Below are 26,506 nucleotides of genomic sequence, written 5' to 3'. Positions count from 1 at the left end.
GTTCGGCGAGCGATTTATGCAGGCACGCGGATAACGCGCTGTTCAACCGCCTCGCCCACAAAAATGCGGACAGGTTCCTACTCGCCGTGCCGGGGCGCGCACTTGCCGCAGTTGCCTTTCGTCCAACGTATCTGCCGCCCGATGCCGCGCGGCGATGCACGCGCACGGCACTCGCGAATTCGCACTTCACACACGCTGCACCCTGCGGCGCATGCACGGCGGAATCATGCCCGCGTTTGCGCGGCACGCATGCCGACGCTACGATATGCGTTCATGCGGACATCCGCGGCGCCGCGCGCAACCGCCTCTGCACACCTCTGCGCATCAATACCACGCATCACCCACCCAACACACACTGCCGCCACGCCTGCGCGCCGCTCGTCGACACCGTTCACCTTTTCACCCAATCACCCGTTCGCCACCATGACTGCATCCTCAACCTCGCCGCACGTGCGCGCCATCGTCACCGGACACACGCGCGGTCTCGGCGCATCGCTCGCCGAACAACTGCTGCAGGAAGGCATCGCCGTGCTCGGCGTGTCGCGCAGCCGCCATCCATCGCTCACGTCGCAAGCCGGCGGCCGCTTCGCCGAAGTCGAACTCGACTTGTCGGACACGTCGGCCGTCGCGACCTGGCTGGCCGGCGACACGCTGCGCAGCTTCGTCGACGGCGCGTCGATCGTGCTGCTGTTCAACAACGCGGGCATTGTCGATCCGATCGGCCCGCTCGCCGCGCAGGACCCGGCGATCGTCGCGCGCGCGGTCGGCCTGAACGTCGCGGCGCCGCTGATGCTGTCGGCCGCGCTCGCGCAGGCGACATCCGCCACGACCGAATGCCGGATCCTGCACCTGTCGAGCGGTGCGGCGCGCAACGCGTACGCGGGCTGGAGCATCTACTGCGCGACCAAGGCCGCACTCGATCACCATGCGCGCGCGGTCGCGCTCGATGCGAACCGAGCGCTGCGGATCTGCAGCGTCGCGCCAGGTGTCGTCGATACCGGCATGCAGGCGACGATCCGCTCGACCAGCGAAGACAACTTCCCGATGCGCGAGAAGTTCGACCAGTTGAAGTCGAGCGGCGCGCTCGCGACGCCCGAAGCAGCTGCACGTCAACTGATCGGCTATGCGCTGAGCGATGCGTTCGGCTCCACGCCGACGGCCGACGTGCGGGAATTGCCGGCCAGATAAGCCGTGAGCCACGGGCCGCGGCCCGTCATCCCTCGAGCCGTTTCGTCCAGTCTTCGACCTGCCGCTCCGTCCGGCGCTTTTCAAGCATCTTGCGCCAGCCGGGCGGCAGCACCGGGACGTCACACAGCGCATCGAGCGCGGTCATGTCGAGCGTGCGTCGGTACAGCACATCGAGCACCGCCGACAGCGGCCATTGCGGAAAGCTGCGCTCATGCAGCGCCAGCACGTCGCCAGGCGCCACCCAGCCTTCGTGCAGCACGCGGTAGTACCAGCCGGTCCGGCCGCTTTGCTGCACGAGCGCGGCCATCCGCGGATGATCGAAGCGCGCGTTGAGCTTCCAGCACGGCTGCCGCGATTGCGTCACCTGAAGCACGGCGCCGCCCAGCGCGAACACGTCGCCAATGCACACGTCGTGCTCGGTCACGCCATGCGTCGACAGGTTCTCGCCGAACGCGCCCGGTCGAGCGAGCACGTCGCGCGCGCCGATCTGCGCGGACCACCACGCATAGTGATCGTGCGCATAGTGGTGGACCGCCTTGTCCGGCCCGCCGTGATGCCGCGCATCGGCCTGCTCGTCGCCGGCAAAGCCGAGCGCGCCCAGCCACAGACGCGAATCGACCGGCCGCTTGTCGATCGCGCTCGCGTGCGGCGTGCCGGCCAGCGGCCGGCTCGTGCCGATCCGCACCGCGCCGACGGCAACTGCGATCGCCGGCCGTGCTTCATCGCTCATGCCGGCACACCATCCGGCAGTGCCGCCAGCAGGCGTTCGAGCTCGCGCGTGCGCGTTTCGCCAAGCGGCAGCAGCGGCTTCCTCGGTTCGCCGGCGTCGAAGCCGCGCAGGCGCAATCCTGCCTTCACGGTCACCGGCAGCCCGCCGTTGACGATGAACTGCAGCAACGGCAACTGCGCATGAAAGGCCGACCTGGCGCGCGTCAGGTCGCCCGCGCGCATCGCGTCGACCAGCGCGAGCGGCAACGCGGCGTTCAGGTTCGGCGCGGCCGTGCACCATCCGGCCGCGCCCGCGGCCAGCGCGGCGAGCGCCATCGGATTGCTGCCGTTGTAGAACGGGATCGTGCCGTCGCTCAACTGCGCGAGCCGGTGCATCCGGCCGATGTCGCCGGTGCTCTCCTTGACCATCGTGACGTTGTCGACGGTCCGGCAGATCGTCGCGATCAGGTCGGGCGACATGTCGACGCCACTCGTCGCAGGGTTGTTGTACAGCATGATCGGAATGCCGATCGCGTCGCCGATCGCGCGGTAGTGCGCGACGATCTCGTCGTTGCCGAGCTTCCAGTACGACACCGGCAGCACCATCACCGCATCGGCGCCGGCCTGTTCGGCGAAGCGCGCGCGGCGCACCGCGCCCGCCGTGGTGAGATCGGAGATGCCGACGACGGTCGGCACGCGCCGGCGCACCGCGCGAATCGCCCCGGTGGCAACCGCCTCCCATTCGGCGTCGGACAGGTATGCGCTCTCGCCGGTACTGCCCAGCGGGGCAATCGCATGAACGCCGTCGGCGATCAGGCGCTCGATCAGCGCATCGAGCGTTTTCAGGTCGACGCCGCCGTCGACGGAGAACGGCGTGACCGGGTAGGCAATGATGCCTTGCAGCAGGATAGACATGATGTGTATTCCTCAATGATGAGTGAACGCGACGAAAACGATGCGCTCGTTCAAGCGATGCAGTCGCGATGCATGCGCAATGCGCGGCGCGCGTAATAGTCGAACGTCACCGCATCGCGCTTCGGTTTCGAAATCCAGTCGTGCGCTTCCCGCGCCAGCGCCGGCGGCACCGGCTTGATCTCGCCGGCCGACATCGCGAGCAGTTGCAGCTTCGCGGCCCGCTCGATCAGCAGCGCGAGGATGCACGCTTCCTCGATCGTCTTGCCGACCACGAGCTGGCCGTGATGCGACAGCAGGATCGCGCGCTTGCTGCCGAGCGCCTTCGAGATGATTTCGCCTTCCTCGTTGCCGACCGGCACGCCGGGCCAGTCCTTCAGGAACGCGCAATCGTCGTACAGCGGGCAGGTATCCATGTGCGACACGACGAGCGGCTGCTCGAGCATCGACAGCGCCGCGACATGCGCCGGATGCGTGTGGATGATGCAGTTCGCGTCCGGGCGCTCGCGATAGATCCACGTATGGAACCGGTTGGCCGGGTTCGGAATGCCTGCGCCGTCGACGACGTCGAGATCCTCGTTGACGCGCAGCAGGTTCGCGGCCGAGATCTCGTCGAAACCGAGCCCGAGCCGCTGCGTGTAGTACGTGCCGGCGTCGCCCGCACGGCAGGTGATCTGCCCGGCCAGGCCGGAATCGTGGCCCGCGTCGAACAGGATCCGGCACGTGAGTGCGAGCTTCTGCCGCGCGGACCAGCCGCTGTCGCCCACCTCGTTTTCAAGACGCCGCTCCGCCAGCGCGACCAGCGCCTCTTTCGTCAAATTCAGCGTTTCCGCCATGTTCGCCTCCTGAATGGGTCGGATGTGTCGCGTCGTCCGCAGCCGTTTCCGCCGGACTCATGACACTCGATCCATTATATGACACATTGTGTCATGCGTTACAATCGGTTTTTCGAAGGACACCTGGCGCCCCATGACGATTCGCCTGAAGCTGCTCAGAAAACAGAAGGGCTGGACGCTCGATGTGCTGGCCGACGAGACCGGCCTCACCAAGAGCTATCTGTCGAAAGTCGAGCGCGGCCTGAGCGTGCCGTCGATCGCGGTCGCGCTGAAGCTGTCGAAGGCGCTGAATGTCGACGTCGAGCAGTTGTTCTCGGAAAGCCGCAATCGCGAGCTGATCACCGTCACGCGCGCCGGCGAGCGCACGGCGATGGGCGCTGCGGCCGACAGCCACGCGCACCGCTTCGAAAGCATCGCGGCCGGCGTCGCGCCGAAGAAGATGCTGCCGTTCGTCGTGCATCCGCCGCACGAGTTCGTCGCGTCGACGTTCCGCGAGCACGAAGGCGAGGAATTCCTGTTCGTGCACAAGGGGCGCGTCGAAATCGAGTTTCCGAACGAGACGGTGCAACTCAAGACCGGCGATTCAGTCTATTTCAACGCACTCATCCCGCACCGCACGCGCAGCCTCGGCGCCGCGCAGGCGGAGATCCTGGTCATCGTCAGCCACGACGACTAGACTCGTCACTTTTCCGCGCAAGGATCTTCCGATGGTCACAAAGGCCACCGCACCGTTCCAGCAGATCAAGACGCTCGTTCGCCAGAACGTCGAGTCGGGCGACTGGCGCCCCGGGGACCGCATTCCGTCCGAGCTCGATCTCGCCGCGCAGTTCGGCGTCGCGCGCATGACGGTCAACCGCGCGCTGCGCGAACTGACCGAGGAAGGCGTGCTGAAGCGCATCGCGGGCGTCGGCACCTTCGTCGCCGAGGCGAAGCCGCAGTCGAACCTGTTGATGATTGCGCATATCCGCGACGAAATCCGCGCGCGCGGGCACGAATACCGCTGCCGCGTGCTGAGCCGGTCGAGCGAGCCCGCGTCGTTCGACGTCGCGGCCGCGTTCGGCCTGCCGGTCAACACGCCGGTCTTTCATGTGGTGTGCGTGCACGAGGAAAACGGCCGCCCGATCCAGCTCGAGGATCGCTACGTGAACCCGGCCGCCGCGCCCGGTTTCATCGACCAGGATTTCCAGGTCGAGCCGCCGTCCGAGTACCTGTACAACAACGTGTCGCACTACGAACTGGAAATCGAGCACGTCGTCGACGCATCGTTGCCGACCGGCGAACAAGCACGACTGCTCGACATGCGCGCCGACGAGCCGTGCCTCACGCTCACGCGCCGCACCTGGACGGACGGGCTGCCCGTCACGTTCGTGCACTTCCTGCACCCGGGCAACCGCTACCGGCTCGGCTCGCGCTTCAAGCCGGGCGCCGGGCGCCACCCGACCTGAACCTTCGTCACACGCAGACACGCCGACACGCACAAAAACGCGCGGCGGCCGTTTCGTCAGGAAACGGCCGCCGCGCTCGTTGCATGCGCCGGTCAGATCGCGCCGACTTGCCCCGCGCCGCGCGACCACACGACCGGAAACAGCGGGTGTTCGAGCGGCGCGCCGTCGGGCAGTTGCGCCGCGAGCCCGGGGAAATCGGGCGACGTTTTCCAGCGGCGCGGCGCGTGACGGATGTCGTCGCCGACGAAGCGGATCGAGAACGCTCGCCGGCGGTTCTGCGTGCCGCCCGACGCATGCAGCGTGAGCATCCGGAAACACACCATGTCTCCGGGCTCGAGCGCCCAGTGGCGGATCGGGAACGCCGCGCGATCGGCTTCGATGTCGGGCAGGTCCGCGAGGCTGCCTTCCGGGAACCACTTCGCCTCCTTGTCCATGAACGTGCGCGGCATCAGCCACGGCCCGCGATGCGAGCCCGCGACGAATTCCAGCGTCGATTCGAGCGGCACCGGATCGACCGGAATCCACATGCTGACGTTGTCGTCGCCTTCGATGTTGTAGTACGGCTGGTCCTGGTGCCACGGCGTGCGCTGCCGCGTGCCGGGTTCCTTCACGAGCAGGTGGTCGTGATGCAGCCGCACGTGCTCCGTGCCCATCAGCGCGGCAGCCACCGACGGCGCCGGCGAGCGCACGATGAAGTCGCGGTATGCGTCGTTGCGCTGCCAGTTGCAGAAATCCTCGAAGAACCAGCCCGGATCGTCGGGCCGGCTCGCGACTTTCGCGCGCTCGCTCGGCTGCGCGAGATTCGCGTCGATGCCGGCCCGGAGCGCGGCCACTTCGTCGGGCGAAAAGATGCCCTTGATGCAGACCGCGCCTTCCTCGCGGAACGCGGCGATCAGTTCGGGCGTCACGGCTTGCGCGACGCGGTCCTGGATACTCGTCATGGTTTGCCTGTCGATTGAATGAATCACGGGGTCACGGTGCGGCGCTCACGGCTTCGCGCCGTAGATGTCGAAGTCGAAGTATTTCGCGGCGATCTTCTGGTATGTGCCGTTCGCGCGGATCGCAACGATCGCGTCGTTCAGCCGCTTCTTCATGTCGGCGTCGCCCTTGCGCAGCCCCATCGCGACGCCGTAGCCGGTGATGCGCGCGTCGGTCACGTCGGGGCCCGCGAACGCGTAGCCCTTGCCGCGCGGCGTCTTCAGGAACGAGTAGCCGGCCTGCGTCTTGTCCTGGAAGGTCGCGTCGAGGCGGCCGTTGACGAGATCCTGGTACACCTGGTCCTGGTTCTGGTACGAGACGATCGTCACGCCCTTGGTCGCCCATTCGGCCTTCGCGTACGCCTCCTGCGTCGTGCCCTGGTCGATCCCGATGCGCTTGCCCGCGAGCGACGCCGCGGTCGGCAGCAGTTTCGAGCCGACCGGCGCGACGAGCGCGGCCGGCGACGCATACAGCTTGTTCGAGAAGTCGATCTGCTTGAGCCGCTCGTCGGTGGCCGTCATCGCGGACATGATCACGTCGAACTTGCGCGCGCGCAGCGCCGGAATCATCCCGTCGAAGCCCTGCTCGACCCACACGCACTTCGCACGCAGTTCCTCGCAGATCGCATTGCGCAGGTCGATGTCGAAGCCGGCGAGCGACCCGTCGGGCTGCTTCGCCTCGAACGGCGGATACGTGGGATCGATGCCCCAGCGGATCGTCGACGTGTCCTGCGCGAACGACACGAGCGGCGCGAACGCCAGCGCGGTAACGAGGAGCTTTGCAGTGCGGTTCATGACGTGTCCTTGAAGGTCTCGACGCGGCAGGCGACCGCCGGCGTCCGGTGGATGGCACCGCGCCGGGATGCCGGCGCGGTGCGGTGCGCGAAAGACGGGGACTTCGTTGAAACTGCGATGCAGTCTAGACTGCTCAATTTTCGAGCGCAAGCGGGAACACGCGGGGACGAGGCGGGGTGAGGCCGGGCGGGGGCGAAAAGGAGGGGATGGCGCTTGAAATACGGCTTACTGGCGGGGTTTTCGCGTTTTTTTGGTGTTTACCCTGCGCGACGCACGCCTGCCACAGAGTGTGTTTTTATGGATATCTACGAGATGGCAATGTCTATACAGGTAAGCGAAGCAAAGCCTTGTCCGGCACTGCTTGACCAGTATTGGCGACGCGTCCTATACCGCATCGGTGCCAATGAATCCACAACTCGGCCGCGACGCCATCTCGCACTAAAACCTACCGCGCCCCCGCCCCCACCAGCACCCGCTCGATCTCCCCATACCCGCGCCGCCGCGCTCGCCGATGCGCGGCCGATGCGATGCGTCAGTCGTCCACGCGGCGCCCCGCGGGGTCCGGCGAAACCGCGATTGTCCGCGGCGGCCGGCCATGTTAAAAGTCGTCGCACGCATTAGGAAATGAAATATTCGGATCCGCAAAAGTGCATAAATGAATAGACCCCTGTTCGACCTCGACCTGCTGCGCGCGCTCGTGATGGTCGCCGACTGCGGCAGCTTCACGACCGCCTCCGCGCGCCTGCACTCGACGCAGTCGACGGTCAGCCAGAAGGTGCGCCGGCTCGAGGAAATCGCCGGGCACCGCCTGCTCGACCGCGCCACGCGCGACGTGCGGCCGACCGATGCGGGCGTGACGGCGCTCAGCTACGCGCGGCGCATGCTCGCGCTGAACGACGAGATGCAGGAAGCGCTGTCGGGCGCGACGGTCGCGCTGACGATCCGGCTGGGCGTGCCCGACGATTTCGCGGCGGGCCGCACGACCCATGCGCTCGCCGCGTTCAATCGCACGCATCCGCAGGTCAAGCTCGAAGTGACGTGCGGGCTGAGCCGCGACGTCAGCGCGGCATACGACCGCGGCGAGCTCGATCTCGTACTGATCAAGCAGCGGCGCGACAGCCGCGAGGCCGTCGTGCGCTGGCCCGAGAAGCTGCGCTGGATCGACAGCGCGAAGCATCCGTCGATCGATCTCGACCCGGTGCCGGTCGTCGTGTTTCCGCCGCGCGGGCTCTATCGCGACGACATGATCAAGGCGATCGAGGAGCGCGGCCGCCGCTGGCGGATCAGCTTCACGACGTCGAGCCTGAGCGGCATCCAGGCCGCCGTCGCGGACGGGCTCGGCATCAGCGTGCTGCCGGCGCGCGTGGTGACCGACGAGCACACCGTGCTGACCGCGAAGCAGGGCTTCGCGCCGATCGAGCACATGGACATCGCCATCCTGCATCGGCCGACAGCCGACCCGATGGTCAGCGAGCTGACGAAGACGCTCGCGGCGATGCTGGAGCACGAGGAATAGTCGCGCGGCGGGGTTCGTTCAGGAACGAGGAAGGGGCTGCACGCTCCGGACAACTCAGAACATCGTGTTCCCGTTCGCGCCCTGTTCTGGCACCGGCTGGTTGACGTCCCAGTGCTCGACGATCTTGCCGTTCTCCAACCGGAAGATGTCCATGATCGCGCTGCCGCGCGTGCCGGGTTCGCGCACCGCGTGCACGTGCAGGATCACGTAGTCGCCGTCGACGAACGAGCGTTTGATCTCGCTACGCGATTGCGGATATTTGTCGCGCAGGAATGCGACGAACTTGCGGAAACCGTCGCGGCCGTCGGCCGCGTTCGGGTTGTGCTGCACGTAGCGCTCGCCGATATATGCGAGCGCGGCATCCGCGTCTTTCTCGTTCAGGCCTTTTTCGTAGAACGCGAGCACCGTCCGCCGATTGGCTTCCTGCTGCGCGTCGTTCGGGCCGGCCGCCACCGCATGCGCGGCGGTCACGGCGAACAGGGCCGCCGCCATCCATCGTGCGGCCCGTGCCGCTGTCGTGCGTCGCATCGTCGTCTCCCGGGAAATCCGGCTGAAAACCGGATCATACCGGCGCGACGCTACGCTCAGACCAGCGCGCCGTTGCGCGCGACGATCTTCCCCGACGACACGACGAGACGCCGCACCGGCCGCGCGACGACCGCCTCGGCGAACGTCAGCGCATCGACGAGCACGACGTCCGCACGGCTGCCCGGCTGCAGCCCGTAGTCGGCGAAACCGCAACCGCGCGCGGCGCTGTGCGTCACGCAGTCGAGCGCGACTTCGAGCGCGTCGTCGCGGCGGAAATCGTTGCGCATGCCGATCAGCATCGCGCGCTCGAGCATGTCGGGCGAGCCGTACGGCGTCCACGTGTCGCGCACGCCGTCGTTGCCGCCGATGACGGTCACGCCCGCCGCGCGGCACGCGGCCACCAGCGGCACCGGCACCGCCGCGGGCGCGGTCGTGACGATCGCGACGCCGAGTTCGGCCATCCGCGCGAGCAACGCATCGCGCTCGCGTTCGGCGATATCGCCGAGACAGAACCCGTGGCTGATCGCGACCTTCCCGTGCATGCCGTGCGCGGCCGTGCGCTGCAGGATCAGGTCGAGCGAGTACGCGCCCATCGACGCACGCTCGTGCAGGTGGATATCGAGCCCGCGGCCGTGGCGCTCGGCGATCGCGAACAGCACGCCCACCGCCTCGACCGGATCGCCTTCGATCGCGCACGGGTCGAGCCCGCCGAGCAGATCGGCGCCCGCGCCGAGCGCGTCGGACAGCAGTGCGTCGGTGCCCGGCCGCTCGAGCACGCCCGATTGCGGAAACGCGACGATCTGGATGTCGACCTGCCCGCGCAGCGTCTCGCGCGTCGCGAGCACGCCGTGCAGGTGCCGCAGCCCGGCTTCGGTATCGACGTCGACGTGCGTGCGGATGCGCGTCGTGCCGGCCGCGAGGAACGCGCGCGCCAGCGCGAGCGATGCGGCGCCCGCGTCATGGCCGCTCGTCGCGCGATAGTGCCGTTCGTTCTCGATGCGGTCGACGAGGCGCGGCCCGACCTGGTTGCGATACCACGGCATCCCCCAGTGCGTCTTGTCGAGGTGCGTGTGGCCTTCGACGAGGCCAGGCAGCGCGAGCGCGCCCGCGCCGTCCTCGATCGCGCAGCCGGCAGGCGCGTCGAGCGACGGGCCGACGCGCGCGATGCGATCGCCTTCGATCAGGATGTCGAGCGCAGCGTCGGCGCTCGTGCGGACATTGCGGATCAGCAGGTTCGTCATGTCGGTTCCGGTGTGGTCGGTCAGTGCGAGGCGGGCGGGAAGCGGGCACGGCACGTGCACGCTTCCCGCGGTCGGGTCGGTCAGCGCGTGAAGCGCAGCGCGGGGGCGAACGGTGCGCCCGTATCGCTTTCGCCGCGGCGGAACACCCAGCGCTCGGCCGGCACGCCCGCGACGGCCGCCGCCGCATTCGGCGCACGCACCGCGACGAACGTCGCGTCGCAGCCGACCGCGATTCCGTAGTTCTCCTTGCCGATCACGCGCGCGCCGGCGTGCGTCGCCATGTCGAGCGCGATGCCGAGCGCTTCGTCGGTGTAGAAGCCCGACCGATAGCCGACCATCATCGCGCGCTGCAGCATGTCGCCGTTGCCGTACGGCCACCACGCGTCGCGGATGTTGTCGTTGCCCGCGAACACGTGCACGCCCTCGTCGCGCAACTGCCACACCGGCGGAAACGCGCAGTCGCCCGGCGCATTCGTCAGGATCGACACGCCGGCTTCGGCGAGGGCCGCCGCCGTGCGTTGAACATCGTCGTAGCCTACTTCGCCGAGCGCATACGCATGGCTCACGTTCACGCGCCCGCCGAGCCCCGCCGCGCGCGTGCGCGCCGCGATCCGCAGCAGTTGCGCGATGCCCGTCTCGCCCGGCTCGTGCAGGTGGATGTCGATCTTCGCGCCGCGCTTCTCGGCGATGCCGAACACGATGTCGAGCTGGCCGTCCGCGTCGCCGTCGAGCGTCGTCGGGTCGATCCCGCCGACCACGTCCGCACCTTCGCGCACGGCCGCGTCGAGGATGTCGGCGGTGCCCGGGCACGACACGACGCCGGCCTGCGGAAACGCGACGAGTTCGATGTCGACGATCCCGCGCCATTGCTCGCGCGCGGCCATCACGGCCTGCAGGTTCGACAGGCCGGTCGTCGCGTCGACGTCGACGTGGCTGCGCATCGCGACCGTGCCGAACGCGGCGGCCTGCGCGATCAGCGCGTTCGCGCGCTCGACGATCGGCGGCGCGGCCGCGAGCTGGCGCTTTTCGACCGCGAGCCGCTCGCGCAGCGAGCCGGCCGATTCGTGCGGTACCCAGCGATCGCCGACGAAGCTCTTGTCGAGGTGGATGTGGCCATCGACGAAGCCGGGCAGCACGACGCGGCCGTCGAGGTCGATCGTCTGTGCGCCGGGCGCGGCCGCGCAATCGGCACCGATCGCGGTAAAGCGGCCATCGCGGACGACGAGGTTGATGGGCTGTCCGCCGGCGTCGACGGCGTTGATGAAGATACGATCGGTCATGGCTCGGAGTCTGTGGGGCGGTCGCTGCGCGACACCGGCGCGGACAGGGGAAGGCACCGCAGCCGGCGCGGCGCGACCGTTGGCAGGGAATGCGGCCACGATATCGGATGCCACCGCCCGAGGCCAATTAAATGTCGCGATGCCGCGCATTCGATTTCGCGATGGGCGGCGCAGACGCCACGCCGGCAAGGTGCGGCGGCGGGGTCCGATCTCGTCGGAGACGACCTGCATTGGCCCGTCAGGCGACGTCGCGGAAGCCGAGGTTTCGGGCGCCTGCATCGAAGCGCCGACTGCGTCGAAAGACACTCCGCCGGACCGCTACCGATGCGCGTCGTCGAAGCTGCCGAACGAGCGCCGCCGCCCTTGCCGGCCATTGCGAGACCGCCCCGAACAAGCCGCGATTTACGCGGCAACAGACTTTACACGTTGTTACCCGGCCGCACCGGACGCGCATCCGGCCATTCCTTATACTCACGCCGAGTTCGCCACCCGTCCCGGAATCCGTCGGCGAACACGTTGCCGATGCAGGAACCATCATGATGCGCATACCTTCCACGAAGACCGTTCTGTTCGCCTCGCTCGTCGCCGTGGCGGCGCTTCCGCTGACCGCCTGCGTCGCGCCCGGCTATTACGGCGCGCAGCCGGGTTATCCGCAGCAGCAATACGCAACGCCTGGCTATGCGCAGCCCGCGTATTCGCAACCCGGCTACGTGCAGCAGCAGCCGTACGACCAGTACGGCAACCAGCCGCAATACGGGTCGCAGCCGTATGATCAATACGGCAATCAGCAGCAATACGGCAATCAGTATGGCAACGGCTACGGCACGCAGTACGGCACGGTCGCGAACATCCGGCCGGTCAGCGGCTCGGTCGGCCCGTCGGGCGTCGCCGGCACCGTCGTCGGCGCGCTGATCGGCGGCGTGCTCGGCAACCAGGTCGGCCGCGGTCACGGCCGCGAGGCGGCCACCGTGATCGGCGCGCTCGGCGGCGCGGTCGCGGGCAACCAGATCGGCCAGCAGATGGGCGCGGCGCAACCGCCGAGCAGCTACCGGATCGACGTGCAGGTCAGCGACGGCTCGACGCGCTCGTTCGACGTGCAGTCGCCGGGCAACCTGCGGCCGGGCGATCGCGTGCAGATCAACGGCAATCAGTTGTCGCGGTATTGATGCCGATTCGGTGCGCCTGACCTGAGCGGGCGCATCCGGTGCGCTCGATGTCGTGTGCCGGTGCGGCGCGACGGCGCGCCTGTTTTACGTCATCCTCATCCTTCTCGTGTCGACGCGGCGCGCATGACGCGCCGCCGGTACTTTCGCAGTCCGTCCACATTCGCGTCCGCCTCCGGGGCACGTCGCACGGCAGTTTCACCGCTCGCCGGCACGGTTCAATCGCGTCGCAATCATATGCGCTCCGCACTGAACGCGATGCGCGTTAACCGCGCGACGCGATCTGGAGACCAAGGCGCGGCCGGGATGCACGACGCATCGAACGCCGCCACACGTCATCCGGATTCCGATTAGCATAGGCACGATGCATCGCGCGGCCGCGGCAACCCGCGCCGGCATGCACAGCCCCCGCCACCGGAATCCTCTCGATGACGATCACGACCCGCCTGCTCGACGCGGCCGATGCCGCCCGTTTCCAGACCCTTCGCCTGCGCGCGGTCGACACCGCGCCTACGTCTTTCCTGCCCACGCTCGACGAAGAATCGCAAGTGCCGGTCGGCGAATTCGCAGCGCGCATCACGCCGACGCACGCGCAGGCCGTGTTCGGCGCGTTCGACGGCGACACGCTCGTCGGCATCACGGGCGTGCGCCGCGATGCGCGCGCGAAGGTCGCGCACAAGGCAACGATCTGGGGCGTGTTCGTCGATCCCGCGTATCGCGGGCGCGGCATCGCGCAAGCGCTGCTCGAAAGCGCGACCGCGCATGCGGCGCAAGCGTGGCAGTGCAAGCAGCTGATGCTGTGCGTGAACGAGGTCAACGGCACCGCGGAGCGGTTGTATGCGTCGCATGGGTTCGTCCGGTTCGGCACGGAACCGCGCTCGCTGTTCGTCGACGGCCGTTTCTACGACGAACATCACATGGTCAAGACGCTGGCTTGACGCGTTCAGTCAAGCTTGCGTTCGCGTGCATCGACCGCCGCACGCGAACGCCCTTCACCTCACGTCACCACGTCACCGCTTGTCGGTAATCGTCGTGTTGACGATCTGCCCGGCGATCGTCACGTCCGTCAGCGTCAGCGCGCTCACGTTGAACGCATAGATCGGCCCCGGCGACGTGACCGTCGGCATGCCCGACGCGACCGGCGTGCCGAAGTCGCAATTGCTGATCGTCACGCCGGAGATCGGCTGCACGGCCGGCGCGAGCGGCGTGCCGTTGTAGTCGAACGCAACGGGCCCCTGCGCGACGATCGCCTGGAAACACGACGCGGTCACGCCGTTCAGCGTCACGTTGCTCGCCTTCACGTCCGAGATCGTCACGTTCTGCACGACCGGCGCGCGCGTGCGCACCGCATCGTTCGCGGGCTGGTAATCGCAATCGAACGTGACGATGCCGCCCTGCGCGGCCGACGGGTTGCCGGCCGACGGCGTGACGACGCCGAGCGGCACGCTCGCGTTGACCGGGCTGCCCGCGAGCAGTGCGCTGCCGTAGCCGCCGCCCTTCAGCGTCACGCCGTTCGGCAGCGTGACGCCCTTCACGTGGAAGTCCTTCACGTAGCCGCCGCGATTCATGTTGGTCTTCACGCGAATCGCGATGTTCAGCGGGTTGATCTGCCAGTTCGCGTTCAGCATCGACAGGTTGGTCGCATAGATCTGCTCGACGCCGCCGCCCATCTCGCTGCCGAGCGTGATGCCGCCGTGCCCGCTGTTCATCGTGCAGTTGCGGATCAGGTGCCGCTTCGCGGGCCCGTATTCGGTGTCGCGATCCTTGCCGGACTTGATCGCGATGCAGTCGTCGCCGGTGTTGAACGTGCAGTCCTCGCACAGCACGTCGGCGCACGCGTCCGGATCGAAACCGTCGTTGTTCGGGCCGATGCTATTGGTCGTCACGCCGCGAATCACGACATTGCGGCTCGCGGTCGGATGGTGCTGCCAGAACGGCGTGTTCTGCGTCTGGTAGTTCGCCATCAGCACGTTCGTGCAGCCGATGAATTCGACCACGCACGGCCGCAGGTAGTGGCCGAGGCCGAAGATGCGCTTCTCGACCGGCACGCCGGCCTCGGACAGCGCCGGCAGGTAGTTCTGGTCCTGCCGCCACGGCGTGACCGGCGACGTGAGCAGCGCGTAGAGCGCGTCGGGGATCGCGGGCGCGACGATCCGCAGATCGACGTTGTTCGGATTCGCATAGGCCTGGCTCGGCACCGACGCGCCTGCACCGTACGCGCCCGACGAGCCCTTGTAGGTCCACCAGCAGACGCTGCCGGCCCCGCTGCCGGAGAACGGCGTCATCGCCTGCCCGTTGAGCACCGACGTCGAGCCTTCGCCCGTCAGCGCGATGTTCGTCGCGTTGCGCGCGTAGACGGGCGCGCCGTAGTTCAGGCAATCGTTCGCCTGCCAGCGGCTGTAGTACAGCCGGCCGTTCGCGCCGCAATCGACCGGGCCGTCCTTCGCGTAGTCGGCCGGGTTCGGGCTGAAGTAGATCGTGCAGTTCGCGCTCAGGTGGAACGTGACGTTGCTCTGCAGCACGATCGGCCCCGCGCAGTACCAGTTGCCGGACGGCACGACCACGCGCCCGCCGCCTTCGCGACGGCACGCGTCGATCGCCGCGAGAAACGCCGGGCGCGAATCGAACGCGCCGGGCGCGGTCGTCAGTTCGGAACCCGGGCTCACCGGCGATTTCGCGACGTTCGTGTACGGCGACGTTTGCGCGACCGTCGCGCACGGGCGCGCGCCGTAGTGCGTCACGTCGAAGTCGCGCCCGCGCAGCGCGAGCCGCGACACGTGCGCGAGCGACGCGGCGATGCGCGCCGCCGCGCCATGCTCGCCCCAGACGAGGTCGACCGCCGACACAGTGGGCATGTGGCCTCCCGCAAACGCCCGGGTCGCCGCGAGCGGTCCGCCGAGCACGGCGCCGCCGGCGAGCGCGCCGCTCCAGCCGATGAATGCGCGGCGCGACACCGGCTTCGACGACGGCGATCGGGCAGACGAAGACGAACGGCGGCTGTTTGCGGCCATGGGCACTCCTTCAGTGTATGGGGTATCGACGCGCCGGACGGCGGATCGCTATTTATACGTCGTCGTACTACAACGCGCAGTCTAAATGCGATCGAAGCCGCACACGTATCTGTCGTTTACCCTGTTTTTACCGAGCCAATGCCCTTGATGTGTGCGCCCACTCACATCAGAGAATGCGTCGCTAGAGATCTGTTGTCGTATGTTTATGCGCAAAAACTTCAACTGAAACGCCCCGGCCGCCGGGGCAACGACCTACTCGCCAGTCGCCGCTACCCCACCAGTTGCCGGCTCACGCCCGGCCGAAGCGGCCGGTTCGAACATCAGCACCAGATCGCCGTGGTAACTCCCGTTGGTCGAAGCTGCCCCACTGACGGCCGGCATATGGGCGCTGACTTTCAGGTTGCGCGTTTCGTCGTAGCCGTCAAAGCCGTCGTGACCGGGCTTGACCAGCGTGAGCGTGCGAACCGCGCCGGACGCGATTTCCGCGTCGCCTGCCTTGCCCGTCAGCACGACCTTCGCGTTGGCCATCTCGTCGCGACCGTTCGACAGCCGCAGCGGCTGCAGCAGCGTGACGTTGATATCGGGGTTCGTCGTGCGCACGCGGATTGGCAGCATCGTGGCGAAGTTCTGCCGCGCACGGTCCGTCGCGTTCAGTTCGACCACGTCGTACCACGCGGAATTGTCCGGCTTCGACACGAACAGGCTGTCGCCGATATGCGCAGTCAGCGTGATCTTCTTGACGACCGCTTGCGGCGACACAGGGCCTGCGTGAGCAATGCCGGTCAATGCGCCGCACGCAGCGAGTACGGCAAGATGTTTTCCGATCTTCATTATGTTGCTCCGCATTCTGGATGGATGGTTGAAATCCGATCGCCGAAAAACCGGCCTGCTTCGAGCTCACGATCCCGCCATTGCAGGAAAATCCGATATTCACTTATCTCGAAATTAACAAGCAAATCCCCGCGGAATTCGAAATGCCCAGCCGCATGCGCGACCGATCGAGTCGACCGGATGCATTCTCAACCGCGTATCAGATTCCCCCGTCAGCCAGCAACGACCGACTCTGACGAACACCTCGCGCCACGGCGTGCAATAACGATAGGCCACGAAAGTCCGGATAAATATCCATGGAAACCTTCACGGTTCTTTTCAACTTCCATTCACCAGCGCCATCTCCAAATCAAATAACACTCGTGCGCAAAACGCCTGCTTTCAGGCGCGGCAATGTCATCGTCAGTCGCAACGGATAGTCGCGCTTCCGTTCGCCTCGGTAATTCCGCCCCTGTTCAGCCCCCCGCCGCCCGCGCTATCGTTTCCTCATCTTTACTGCCCCGGAGCCCCACTTGCCTTCCCGCCACGGAGTCGACCTCATCCGCGCCCGCGCGCTGTTCGATCGCGAGCGCCGTGCGTTCACCGAAGCCATGCCGGCGTCCCGCGCACTGTCCGCGGAAGCGTCCGAGCACCTGCTGTTCGGCGTGCCGTTGCACTGGATGCAGGACTGGTCGACGCCGTTCTCGCTGTACGTGAAGGAAGCGCGCGGCGCGACCTTCACCGACGTCGACGGCCATCGCTATGTGGATTTCTGCCTCGGCGATACAGGCGCGATGTTCGGCCATGCGCCCGAACCCGTCGCACGCGCGCTCGTCGAGCAGGCCACGCGCGGCTACACGACGATGCTGCCGAGCGAGGACGCCGCGTGGGTCGCGCGCGAGCTCGCGCGCCGCTTCCGGCTGCCGGTCTGGCAGTTCGCGCTGAGCGCGAGCGACGCGAACCGCTTCGTGCTGCGCTGGGCGCGCGCGGCCACCGGCCGCAACACGATTGTTGTATTCAATGGCTGTTATCACGGCACGGTCGACGATGTGTTCGTCGATCTCGTCGACGGCCGCCCCGTGCAGCGCGACAGCCTGCTCGGGCAGTCGTACGACCTGCTCGCGAACACGCGCGTCGTCGAATTCAACGATCTGGACGCGCTCGAAGCGGCGCTGAAGGACGGCGACGTCGCATGCGTGCTCGCCGAGCCCGCGATGACGAACATCGGCATGGTGCTGCCCGATCCGGGCTTCTGGGATGCGGCGCGCGAACTGACGCGCCGCTACGGCACGCTGCTCGTGATCGACGAGACGCACACGATCAGCAGCGGCCCGGGCGGCTACGCGGTCGCGCACGATCTCGAACCGGACATGCTGGTGGTCGGCAAGCCGATCGCGGGCGGCGTGCCGTGCGCGGTGTACGGTTTCAGCGCCGAATTCGCGGAACGCGCGAAGCAGGCGAAGCTGAACGCGCCACCCGGCCATTCGGGCATCGGCACGACGCTCAGCGCGAACATGCTCGCGATGCATGCGATGCGCGCGACGCTGGCCGAAGTCGCGACCGACGCCGCGTATGCGCACATGTTCGAACTCGCCGCGCGGCTGGCCGCCGGGCTCGAACAGGCGATCGCGAAACACGGGCTGCCGTGGTGCGTGACGCGCATCGGCGCACGTACCGAATTCCAGTTCGCGCCCGTGCCGCCGCGCAACGGCACGCTTGCCGGCGCGCAACTCGACAGCGAGCTCGAACACATCGTGCACTTGTACCTGCTGAATCGCGGCGTGCTGATCACGCCGTTCCACAACATGATGCTCGTGTGCCCGCAGACGACGCGCGACGATGTCGACACACTCGTCGCGCAGTTCGACGCGTGCCTGGGCGAGCTGGTGTGATGGGCTGACGCGCGGTGCGGCGCAGCGGCCACGGCCGGCGCACCCACCGCGCCGTGCGCTACGCAGCCCGCAACGCCCGCCGCGCCACCTCCGCGAAATAACGCGCGCCGACCGGCAGGATCTCGTCGTTGAAATCGTACGTCGCGTTATGCAGCGGCACGCCGCCTCGATCGGCCGCGTCGCCGTTGCCGATGAACACGAAGTTGCCGGGCACGGCCTGCAGGAACGCGCCGAAATCCTCGGAGATCATCATCGGCTGCACGTCGGCATTCACCGCGCCGGCGCCTGCGATATGCGCGGCGGCCTGCACGGCCGTGTCGACCCACTCCGGGGAATTCACCGTCGGCGCGAACTCGTGCGTGTAGTCGAACGTGCAGGTCGCGCCGTGCGTGCGGCAGATCCCTTCGCTGATCTCGCGCATTCTCGTTTCGAGCAGCGCCTGCACGTCGCGCGAATAGCTGCGCGTGTCGCCCTTGATCGTCACGGTCGACGGCAGCACGTTGCGCAGCCCGTCGGTGATGAACTCCGTGCACGAGATCACGGCCTGCTGGCCCGGATCGAGATTGCGCGACACGATCGTCTGCAGCGCGAGCACGATCTGCGCGCCGATCACGATCGGATCGATGCCCATGTGCGGGCGCGCCGCATGCGTGCCGCGCCCGTCGATCCGGATCATGAAATTATCCTCGCTCGCCATGATGCCGCCCGCGCGCGTCGAGAACGTGCCCGCGCGCATGCCCGGCATGTTGTGCGCGCCGAAGATCGCGTCGACCGGAAAGCGCTCGAACAGCCCGTCGGCCATCATCGCCTTCGCGCCGCGGCCATGCTCCTCGGCCGGCTGGAAGATGAAGCGCACCGTGCCGTCGAAGTCCTTGCGCTCGGCCAGCAACTGCGCGGCGCCGAGCACCATCGACATGTGGCCGTCGTGCCCGCACGCATGCATCTTGCCGGGCGTGCGCGACGCGTGTTCGCGTCCCGGCGCGTGCTCGGCGATGTTCAGCGCGTCCATGTCCGCGCGGATGCCGATCGCGTGCGTGCCGGTGCCGACCGTCAGGTTCGCGACGAGCCCCGTGCCGCCGATGCCGCGATGCACGTCGAGCCCGAGCGTCGTCAGGATGCGCGCGACGTAGTCGGACGTGTTCACCTCTTCGAAACCCGTCTCCGGATGCTGGTGCAGATGCCGGCGCCAGGTCTTCAGTCGCCCCTGCAGCGTGCTTTCTTCCATTGCGTCGATTGTGTCCATTGCGCTTGCCTCGTCGGTCGTTTGGTCGTTCAGGCCGCTACCGCCGCGCGGTTCAGCCAGGCGCGCTGCCGCGCGAGCACGGCGTCGGCCGTGTCGCCGACGCAGCGCCGGTACACGGACGGCGCCGTCGCGCCTTCCGTATTGATCGCCAGCACGCGCGAGCTCGCGTCGAGCCCCGCCTGCCGCGCGAGCGCAGGGTCGCGCATCAGCGCTTCCAGCCCCGCAATGCCGGCCGCGCCCGATTCGCCGGCGACGAGCGGCACGTCGCGTTCGCTGCCGGCCGCGAGGCCGCGCATCGCGCGCACGGCATCTTCATCGTCGATCAGCATGAAATGGTCGATGCACAGCTCGAGGAAATCCCATGCGAGCGGCGACGCCTCGCCGCACGCGAGCCCGGCCATCACCGAATCGACGCTGCCGGTCGCCTTCGCCGCGCGCCCCGCGAGCGCGCTCTGGTACAGGCAGTCGGCCTCGCGCGGCTCGACGACGATGAAATGCGGCCGCCGCGCGCCATCGCGCTCCCACAGGTAGCTCGCCACGCCCGCGGCAAGGCCGCCCACACCGCCCTGCAGCAACACGTGCGTGAACGGCCGCCCGTCGTGTTGCGCCGCCTGCGCGGCGGCCTCGGCGGCGATCACGCCGTAACCCTGCATCACGTCGCGGGGAATCGCTTCGTAGCCGTCGTACGACGTATCCGACACGACATACCAGCCGTTCGCCTGCGCAAGCTGCGCCGCGCATACGACCGACTCGTCGTAGTTCCCCGCGATGCGCACGATCCGCGCGCCGTATGCCGAGATCGCGCGTTCGCGCTCGGCGTCGACATTCGCGTGCAGCACGATCACGCAGCCGCAGCCGATCGCGCGCGCGGCGGCGGCCAGCGCACGGCCGTGATTGCCGTCGGTCGCGCTGATCACCGTCAGGTCGGCCAGCTGCGCTGCGTAGCGGCCGGTGATCAGCCCTTGCGGATCGAGATCTCGGGTGCGCCGCAGGCGCCTCACGAGCCGCACCAGCGCGATCGGCGCGCCGAGCGCCTTGAAGCTGCCGAGCGGCGAGCGGCACGACTCGTCCTTCACGCTGACGCTCGCGACGCCGAGCCGCGCGGCAAGGTCCGGCAACGCGCGCAGCGGCGTACGCGCGTTGCCGACGAGCGGCCAGTGCGACAGCCACGCGCCGCTTTCGTCGGCCGACGCGATGTTCATCACGCGGCGCAGCGCGTCGGGATAGGCGGCGCGCGATGCGCGGGGGTTGGCGATCAGCATGGCGAAAGGCTCTGGAGCAGGACCGCGCCGGCGGTCCGTCGGGTGGTTCGGATCGGGCAAGCGCGGGTTGCGTTCGCCGTCGGTCCGAAAAATAATATTGCGCATGCCGGTCAATAAAATCGCCGAATTGGCCGCCTGAACGCAAAAATTTCTCATTCTTTCGAGGTTTCACGCACCATCATGACGACCCCACTCGATGCGTTCGATCGCAAGCTGCTGATGGAAATCCAGCGCGACGCGCAGACGCCGCAAAGCGAACTCGGCGCACGCGTGAATCTGTCGACGGCGGCGGTGAACCGGCGTTTGAAGCGTCTCGCGGAAGACGGCGTGATCGCGCGCTATACGGCCGTCGTCGCGCCGGAGAAGGTCGATCATCCGCTGACGATCATCGTGAACGTCGAGGTCGAAAGCGAGCAGATCGACCTGCTCGACGCGATGAAGCGGACCTTCGAGCGCTGCCCGCAGATCCAGCAGTGCTACTACGTGACGGGGGAATGGGATTTCGTGCTGATCCTCGCCGTGCGCAACATGGATCAGTACAACGCGCTCACGCGCGAGCTGTTCTTCGCGAACAACAACGTGAAGCGGTTCAAGACACTGGTGAGCATGAGCCGCGTGAAGGTGGGGTTGGAGGTGCCGGTCGAACCCGGCGAATGAGTACGCTAACGAAACGGCCGGCGCACGACTGCATGCGCCGGCCGCATCCCATCCACGGCTACGTCAACGGCAACTGAAGCTCGCCGCCGAATTCACGTCACCCGAGCCGTTGTAGCGCGCCACCTGCGGATATGCGCACAGCGGCCGCGTGCGTCCCGCGCCCCACGACGCGGGCACATCCGCATTCGGCACCGCGTTCGTCGCATCGCGCGCGGCAGCCACGATCGCGGCCGGCGCCTGCCCCTGCTCGACCCACGCGACGAGCGGCGTCAGCATGTCGAACTGGTCGGCCGCCGGCCCGCCTGCACAGTGGTTCATCCCGGGCACCGGATAGTAGCGCGCGAAGCTCGACGCATCGCCGCCGTTCGCCTGCGCGACCCGCTGGTACCAGTCGCTCGTGTCGTTGGACGAGAACACCGGGTCGCCCGTGCCGTGATAGACGAGCAGCTTCGCGCCGCGCGACTTCAGCGCGGACAGGTTCGTCTCGTCGGGCGGCGTCATGAACGACCACGCGGATTGCGCGTACACGCCGCTGGTCGCGAAGATCGCCGGCGCGTCGTTGTCCATGTCGAAGCCGAGCGCGAAACCGGGCAGGTTCGCAAGCGTCGCGGCGCTTTTCGGCGGCGACATGAACGTGAACGCCATCGCGACCGGATCGAGCGTGATGGAATTTGATTGCTTCCACGCGGCCCAGCCGCCGCCGGCCACGCCCGGATCGTACGGAAAGCTCGCATAGAGCGCCGTGCCCGCGCTGTTGCGCGCACCCGCGAATACGTTCTCGAGCGCGGTTTTCTGTGCGGTCGTCAGGCATGCGCCGGTGCGCGTGCCGTTCGCGCAGGTCGGGACGTCCGTCTCGACGCTGAAGTGCGCCTGGCACGCGGCGACGTCCTGCACCATCCCGTCGGTTACGCCGTCGAGCGCATCGCATTTGTCGAGGATCTTCGCGCCGACGAACCGGCGCTCCGTGTCGGTGAAGCCGCTGCGGATATCCGGTAGCCCGTTCGCCCCGGTCGCCGACGCGATCTTCGCGAACTGCTGCGCGCCGTACATCTCGCCGATCGCCGCCTTCGGCAAGTGGAAGCCCGGATCGCCCGCGATGATGCCGTCGTAGTCGGCCGGGTTGCGCACCGCCGTGACCATCGCGTGACGGCCGCCGTTCGAGCAGCCGCCGAAGTAGCTGCGGTCGGGCGCCTTCCCGTAGGCGAGACGGATCACCTGCTTGGCCATCGGCGTCAGCGCATCGACGGCGCCATAGCCGTAGTCGATCCGCGCCTGCGGATCGAGGCCGAACAGCGGATTCTGCGCGCCGCTGTGCCCGGAATCCGAGCTGATCACCGCGAAGCCCTGGTTCAGCGCATCGGTCAGCGGCCCGCCGCCGCCGATCTCGCCGGTCGCGGTCACGACGTTGCCGTCGAGGCCGCCATTCGCCTGGTAGAAGAAGCGGCCGTTCCACGCCTTCGGCAAGCGCATCTCGAAGCCGATCGCATAGGTGTTGCCGTCGACCGTGCTCACGCGCTCGTTCATCTTGCCTTCGATCACGCAGTGCTCGGCGATCGGCTTGCCGGCCACCGTCAGCGCGCCGGCAGCCGCGGTCGCAACCGACGTGAACGACGTGCTCGCATACGCGAGCTTCGCGGCGAGCGCGTCGCAGGTCTGCGCCATCGCGGCCGGCGTCGCGGCGCTCAGGTGCGTGGGCGCGGAGCTGACCGAATCGTCGGCGCCGCAACCGGCAAGCATCGCCGCGGAGATCGGTGCAATGCAGAGGAATGCAGATTTTCTGTTCAAGATATCTCCCGTTCGTCAGGTTGCCGGTTCAGAACAAGTGCTTGACGCCGACCATCGCGCCGAGTTGCCCCATCCCCGCGCCGGGCGTCGTGCCGGGGCCGCCGCCGCTGACCGCGTAGCGCGCGTGCGCGCTGTTCCACAGATACGAGGATTGCGCGTAGACCGACGTGCGCTTCGTCAGCAGATAGGTCGCGCGCAGCGTCGCCATCGTCGCGCGCGTGTCGTGCGCGCTGTTGACGATCCGGTAGCCTTCGCCGTCGACGATGAAGTCCGGCTTGACCGCATACGACGCACCGACGAAGAACAGGTCGGAATGCGCGCCGGGCGCGGCCGGCGAACCGGTCGACATGCGCCGCCCGATCCAGCCCGCGCCGATCCGCGCGCCCGCCGCCTGCGCATACGCGCTCACGTGCACGCGCGCGTCCTTGCCCGCGCTGCTCGTGAAGGCGACCGGCGCGACGCCGTCGAAGAAGTTCGCGGCCGCGCCCGTACCGCCGCGCTGCTCCTCGTACGACACCGCCGCGCCGAAATACGCGCTGTCGTACTTGAGCATCGCCGACCAGTTGCGGCACTCGACCGCGTGGCCCGGCACCTGCCCCGCGCACGTGCCCTGCCCCGGCGAGTTGCCGGTGCCGGCGCCGTCGCGGCCGAACGAATAGGCGGCGCCGAGCGTCACGCCGCGATACGTGCCGAGGTAGGTCACCGCGTTGTCGGCGCGGCCGTTCGGCACGTAGGCGTCGAACGAGCCGAGCCCGTAGATGTCGGGACCGATGATGTCCGCGCCCTGCAGCGCGAGGTAGGTCATCGTGTACTGGCGGCCGAACGCGAGCGTGCCGAAGCCGCCCTTCAGCCCGACGAACGCCTGCCGGCCGAACAGCCGCCCGCCCTGACCGAGATCGCCGCCGCGCACGTTGAAGCCGCTTTCGAGCACGAACACGGCCTGGTAGCCGCCGCCGAGATCCTCGCTGCCGCGCAGGCCCCAGCGCGACGGCATCTCGCCGGTCACGCCCGGCATCCGCACCACGTGGTCGCCGGCCGCGTTCGCGTGCGACACGTATTCGACGCCGGTGTCGATGATCCCGTACAGCGTCACGCTCGATTGCGCGTGCGCGCCGGTCGAGGCCAGCGCGCATGCGCCGGCCGCCAGCAAGGCTTTGGTGTGCTTCATGGTTGGTGTCTCCAGACCTGCGTCGATATCGCGCTCTGCCGGCGCTCGTGGGTGAAAGTAAGCAAACTCAGTCGTGTGCCTGCGGCCTGCGGATCAGCACCAGCGCCGCGACGGCGGCGACCAGCGTGACGGGGATGCTCGCGCCGATCACGACCGACGCGCTGCGGCCCATCGCGAGCAGCTCGGCCGCCGCGAGCGGGCCGACCACGGAGCCGAGCCGGCCCACCGCGACCGCGGAGCCGACACCGGTGCCGCGCATCGCGGTCGGGTAGTACATCGCGGCCAGCGCATACAGCACCGACTGGCCGCCGACGACGAACATCCCGGCCGCGAACGCCGCGGCGGACAGCCATACGAGCCCGGGCGCGATCGCGAGCGCGGCAAGCGACAGCACGATCCCCGCGTACATGCCGCCGACGACCCGCGACGGCCGCATCCGGTCCATCGACATGCCGATGCCGAGCACGCCGAGGCCGCTGCCGATGTTGAAGAAGATCTGCACGATCCCGGCCTGGCTGCGCGCGAGCCCCTTCGCCGCCATCAGCGACGGCAGCCAGTTCAGCAGGAAATACAGCACGATCAGCGTGCAGAAATAGCTGAGCCAGAGCGCGAGCGTGGTGCCCGTGCGTGCGCCGCCGAACAGCGTGTGCGCGACGCTCGGGCGCGCAGCGCCCGATGCGCTGACGTCGAGGAACGCGCGCGATTCCGGCAGCAGCGCGAGCAGCAGCGGAGCGAGCAGCAGCGGCCCGATGCCGCCGACGTAGAAGATGTGCCGCCACTCGGTGTCGCCGGCCAGCAGCACGCCGATCAACGACGCGATCACGCCGCCGAACGGAATGCCGCAGTACATCACGGCGACCGCGCTGCTGCGCGAGCGCGCGTCGGCCGCTTCGGACGACAGCGCGATCAGGTTCGGCATCGCGCCGCCGAGGCCGAGGCCGGTCAGCGCACGCACGACGACCAGCATCGCGAAGCTCGACACGTGCGCGGTCGCGATCGACAGCAGCCCGAACAGGCAGACCGACGCGATCAGCACGTGCTTGCGGCCGATCCGGTCGGCGAGCCACCCGCCGAGCATCGCGCCCGGCAGCAGGCCGAACGTGCCGGCGCTGAACGCGAGCCCCATCTGCGAAACCGTGAGCCCGAACTCGTGAGCCATGCGCGGCGCGGCGACGCCGACCGACTGCAGGTCGAGCCCCTCGAGCAGCGCGATCGCGAAACACAGACCGAGCGTCGTCGCGACGGCCGGCCTCTCGGCAACGGAAGTGTCCATGTCGTCTCCAAACCTTGTACTGCGCGTCATGCCAGGACGCATGCGCGGTGTCTTTGTCGTGATCGGACCATGCGTCAGACATTATCAGGTAGCCTGATTCATTGTCCGAAATAAAATCCGCGCGACCAGCCGGTCGTGCGGACCGTCATCCCATCGAAGGACGGAATGATTTAATAACAGGTAACCTGATATTTCAAGTGTGCGGTGTGCCGGTGTTAACCCGCAACGCGCGCGGAAGCCGGCCGGGCAAGGCCGTGCGGAACGGCGAATGAAACGAAAGTGTGGTTCAGTCGCGCAGGTTGCGCACGAACAGTTCGAGCGTGCGCTGGACCTGCGCGGCGTCGGCGGCGGTGAGATCGTCGCCGAGCATCCGGCGCTCGAGCGGCCGCAGCACCCGCTCGCATTCGCGCAGGATCGCCGAACCTTCGTCGGTCAGGCGCAGCAGGATCACGCGGCCATGATTCGGATCGGCCTCGCGCGTGACGAAGCCGCGGGCCGCCATCGCGACCATCACCTCGTTCGCGGATTGCGGCGTGATGAACGAGCGCACCGCGAGTTGCGCATTGGACAGCGCGCCGCGCGCCTCGAGCACCGACAGCGCCGTGTATTGCGCGAGCGTCACGCCGAGCGGTGCGAGCGCATCGCTCATCTGGCGGCGCAGCAGCCGATCGAGATTGCCGATCAGGTAGGTCAGCCGCTGCTGGGCACGCACGGGCGGCCTGGCCTCGGTGGCACGGGCAGCGCGTTTCGCGCCGGCCGGTTTGACGGGTGTCGAACTCATGAAGGTGTCGGGAGGAAGATCGCGGGCCATCTTAC

Annotated in this window: 24 protein-coding genes; 8 read left to right on the top strand and 16 right to left on the bottom strand. The window is 68.0% G+C overall.

Annotated features, from left to right (window positions below):
• The first annotated feature begins 423 nt into the window (after window positions 1-423).
• Complete coding sequence (locus AC3WLY_RS04180) at window positions 424-1,188, top strand: SDR family oxidoreductase (protein WP_492310894.1); 765 nt, start codon at window positions 424-426, stop codon at window positions 1,186-1,188.
• Between the two features lie 25 nt (window positions 1,189-1,213).
• Here AC3WLY_RS04180 and AC3WLY_RS04175 read toward each other — a convergent pair whose 3' ends face one another.
• From AC3WLY_RS04175 to AC3WLY_RS04165, 3 genes are read right to left on the bottom strand one after another with little or no spacing between them, the layout of a single operon-like run.
• A complete protein-coding gene (locus AC3WLY_RS04175) occupies window positions 1,214-1,918 on the bottom strand; it encodes an MOSC domain-containing protein (RefSeq protein WP_492310893.1) in 705 nt (234 codons plus the stop codon).
• Window positions 1,915-2,811: a dihydrodipicolinate synthase family protein gene (locus AC3WLY_RS04170; RefSeq protein WP_492310892.1), complete on the bottom strand. Its 897-nt coding sequence runs from the start codon at window positions 2,809-2,811 to the stop codon at window positions 1,915-1,917. The genes AC3WLY_RS04175 and AC3WLY_RS04170 overlap by 4 nt, the downstream gene beginning before the upstream one ends.
• 50 nt (window positions 2,812-2,861) lie before the next feature.
• Window positions 2,862-3,644: an aldolase gene (locus AC3WLY_RS04165; protein ID WP_492310891.1), complete on the bottom strand. Its 783-nt coding sequence runs from the start codon at window positions 3,642-3,644 to the stop codon at window positions 2,862-2,864.
• A 133-nt stretch (window positions 3,645-3,777) separates the two neighbouring features.
• Between AC3WLY_RS04165 and AC3WLY_RS04160 the strand changes: the two genes are divergently transcribed.
• Together AC3WLY_RS04160 and hutC are read left to right on the top strand one after the other, a co-directional pair.
• Window positions 3,778-4,320, top strand: a complete 543-nt coding sequence (locus AC3WLY_RS04160) for a helix-turn-helix domain-containing protein (protein WP_021158662.1) — start codon at window positions 3,778-3,780, stop codon at window positions 4,318-4,320.
• Between the two features lie 31 nt (window positions 4,321-4,351).
• A complete protein-coding gene (gene hutC, locus AC3WLY_RS04155) occupies window positions 4,352-5,089 on the top strand; it encodes a histidine utilization transcriptional repressor HutC (RefSeq protein WP_034181575.1) in 738 nt (245 codons plus the stop codon).
• Between the two features lie 92 nt (window positions 5,090-5,181).
• Here the strand turns inward: hutC and AC3WLY_RS04150 are convergent, their stop codons facing one another.
• Together AC3WLY_RS04150 and AC3WLY_RS04145 are read right to left on the bottom strand one after the other, a co-directional pair.
• Complete coding sequence (locus AC3WLY_RS04150) at window positions 5,182-6,030, bottom strand: phytanoyl-CoA dioxygenase family protein (RefSeq protein WP_492310899.1); 849 nt, start codon at window positions 6,028-6,030, stop codon at window positions 5,182-5,184.
• 45 nt (window positions 6,031-6,075) lie between these two features.
• A complete protein-coding gene (locus AC3WLY_RS04145) occupies window positions 6,076-6,861 on the bottom strand; it encodes an ABC transporter substrate-binding protein (protein WP_425132299.1) in 786 nt (261 codons plus the stop codon).
• Between the two features lie 655 nt (window positions 6,862-7,516).
• Here AC3WLY_RS04145 and AC3WLY_RS04140 point away from each other — a divergent pair.
• Entirely contained in the window at window positions 7,517-8,377 is an 861-nt protein-coding gene (locus AC3WLY_RS04140; protein ID WP_492309098.1) for a LysR family transcriptional regulator, read from the top strand.
• 54 nt (window positions 8,378-8,431) lie between these two features.
• On the opposite strand, the gene AC3WLY_RS04135 is transcribed toward AC3WLY_RS04140, so the two are convergent.
• The 3 genes from AC3WLY_RS04135 to AC3WLY_RS04125 form a co-directional block, all read right to left on the bottom strand.
• Entirely contained in the window at window positions 8,432-8,905 is a 474-nt protein-coding gene (locus AC3WLY_RS04135) for a nuclear transport factor 2 family protein (protein WP_492309099.1), read from the bottom strand.
• A 56-nt stretch (window positions 8,906-8,961) separates the two neighbouring features.
• On the bottom strand, window positions 8,962-10,146 hold the full coding sequence (locus AC3WLY_RS04130) for an amidohydrolase family protein (protein ID WP_492309100.1): 1,185 nt from the start codon (window positions 10,144-10,146) through the stop codon (window positions 8,962-8,964).
• Window positions 10,147-10,226: 80 nt separating this feature from the next.
• Window positions 10,227-11,426, bottom strand: coding sequence for an amidohydrolase family protein (locus tag AC3WLY_RS04125; RefSeq protein ID WP_492309101.1), 1,200 nt, complete (start codon window positions 11,424-11,426; stop codon window positions 10,227-10,229).
• A gap of 536 nt (window positions 11,427-11,962) precedes the next feature.
• On the opposite strand from AC3WLY_RS04125, the gene AC3WLY_RS04120 reads away from it, so the two are divergent.
• Both AC3WLY_RS04120 and AC3WLY_RS04115 read left to right on the top strand, forming a co-directional pair.
• Window positions 11,963-12,592 carry an outer membrane lipoprotein gene (locus AC3WLY_RS04120; RefSeq protein WP_310136752.1) on the top strand — a complete coding sequence of 210 codons (630 nt, stop codon included), beginning with the start codon at window positions 11,963-11,965 and terminating at the stop codon, window positions 12,590-12,592.
• A 425-nt stretch (window positions 12,593-13,017) separates the two neighbouring features.
• On the top strand, window positions 13,018-13,527 hold the full coding sequence (locus tag AC3WLY_RS04115) for a GNAT family N-acetyltransferase (protein WP_175959925.1): 510 nt from the start codon (window positions 13,018-13,020) through the stop codon (window positions 13,525-13,527).
• Between the two features lie 72 nt (window positions 13,528-13,599).
• Here AC3WLY_RS04115 and AC3WLY_RS04110 read toward each other — a convergent pair whose 3' ends face one another.
• Both AC3WLY_RS04110 and AC3WLY_RS04105 read right to left on the bottom strand, forming a co-directional pair.
• A complete protein-coding gene (locus AC3WLY_RS04110) occupies window positions 13,600-15,600 on the bottom strand; it encodes a glycoside hydrolase family 28 protein (RefSeq protein WP_492309102.1) in 2,001 nt (666 codons plus the stop codon).
• A 252-nt stretch (window positions 15,601-15,852) separates the two neighbouring features.
• Window positions 15,853-16,431 (bottom strand): CS1 type fimbrial major subunit, encoded by a 579-nt coding sequence (locus tag AC3WLY_RS04105; RefSeq protein WP_492309103.1) that lies wholly within the window; start codon window positions 16,429-16,431, stop codon window positions 15,853-15,855.
• Between the two features lie 512 nt (window positions 16,432-16,943).
• Between AC3WLY_RS04105 and AC3WLY_RS04100 the strand changes: the two genes are divergently transcribed.
• Window positions 16,944-18,302, top strand: a complete 1,359-nt coding sequence (locus AC3WLY_RS04100; protein WP_492332640.1) for an aspartate aminotransferase family protein — start codon at window positions 16,944-16,946, stop codon at window positions 18,300-18,302.
• A 58-nt stretch (window positions 18,303-18,360) separates the two neighbouring features.
• On the opposite strand, the gene AC3WLY_RS04095 is transcribed toward AC3WLY_RS04100, so the two are convergent.
• Window positions 18,361-19,545 carry a M20 aminoacylase family protein gene (locus tag AC3WLY_RS04095; RefSeq protein ID WP_492309104.1) on the bottom strand — a complete coding sequence of 395 codons (1,185 nt, stop codon included), beginning with the start codon at window positions 19,543-19,545 and terminating at the stop codon, window positions 18,361-18,363.
• 29 nt (window positions 19,546-19,574) lie between these two features.
• The gene (locus AC3WLY_RS04090; protein ID WP_492309105.1) at window positions 19,575-20,807 is read right to left on the bottom strand and encodes a diaminopropionate ammonia-lyase; all 1,233 of its coding nucleotides are present in this window, start codon (window positions 20,805-20,807) and stop codon (window positions 19,575-19,577) included.
• Between the two features lie 180 nt (window positions 20,808-20,987).
• Here AC3WLY_RS04090 and AC3WLY_RS04085 point away from each other — a divergent pair, with 180 nt between their 5' ends.
• Complete coding sequence (locus AC3WLY_RS04085; RefSeq protein ID WP_492309106.1) at window positions 20,988-21,464, top strand: Lrp/AsnC family transcriptional regulator; 477 nt, start codon at window positions 20,988-20,990, stop codon at window positions 21,462-21,464.
• Window positions 21,465-21,527: 63 nt separating this feature from the next.
• Here AC3WLY_RS04085 and AC3WLY_RS04080 read toward each other — a convergent pair whose 3' ends face one another.
• The 4 genes from AC3WLY_RS04080 to AC3WLY_RS04065 form a co-directional block, all read right to left on the bottom strand.
• Window positions 21,528-23,249 (bottom strand): tannase/feruloyl esterase family alpha/beta hydrolase, encoded by a 1,722-nt coding sequence (locus tag AC3WLY_RS04080; protein ID WP_492309107.1) that lies wholly within the window; start codon window positions 23,247-23,249, stop codon window positions 21,528-21,530.
• Window positions 23,250-23,277: 28 nt separating this feature from the next.
• Window positions 23,278-24,417, bottom strand: a complete 1,140-nt coding sequence (locus tag AC3WLY_RS04075; protein ID WP_492309108.1) for a porin — start codon at window positions 24,415-24,417, stop codon at window positions 23,278-23,280.
• A gap of 67 nt (window positions 24,418-24,484) precedes the next feature.
• Window positions 24,485-25,690: a 3-(3-hydroxy-phenyl)propionate transporter MhpT gene (gene mhpT, locus AC3WLY_RS04070; RefSeq protein WP_175959916.1), complete on the bottom strand. Its 1,206-nt coding sequence runs from the start codon at window positions 25,688-25,690 to the stop codon at window positions 24,485-24,487.
• Between the two features lie 286 nt (window positions 25,691-25,976).
• Window positions 25,977-26,471: a MarR family winged helix-turn-helix transcriptional regulator gene (locus AC3WLY_RS04065; RefSeq protein ID WP_175959915.1), complete on the bottom strand. Its 495-nt coding sequence runs from the start codon at window positions 26,469-26,471 to the stop codon at window positions 25,977-25,979.
• Window positions 26,472-26,506 lie beyond the last annotated feature (35 nt).

The organism is Burkholderia sp. FW306-1C-G01B (genome assembly GCF_058781685.1).
This window is presented reverse-complemented; position numbering and strand designations above follow the sequence as displayed.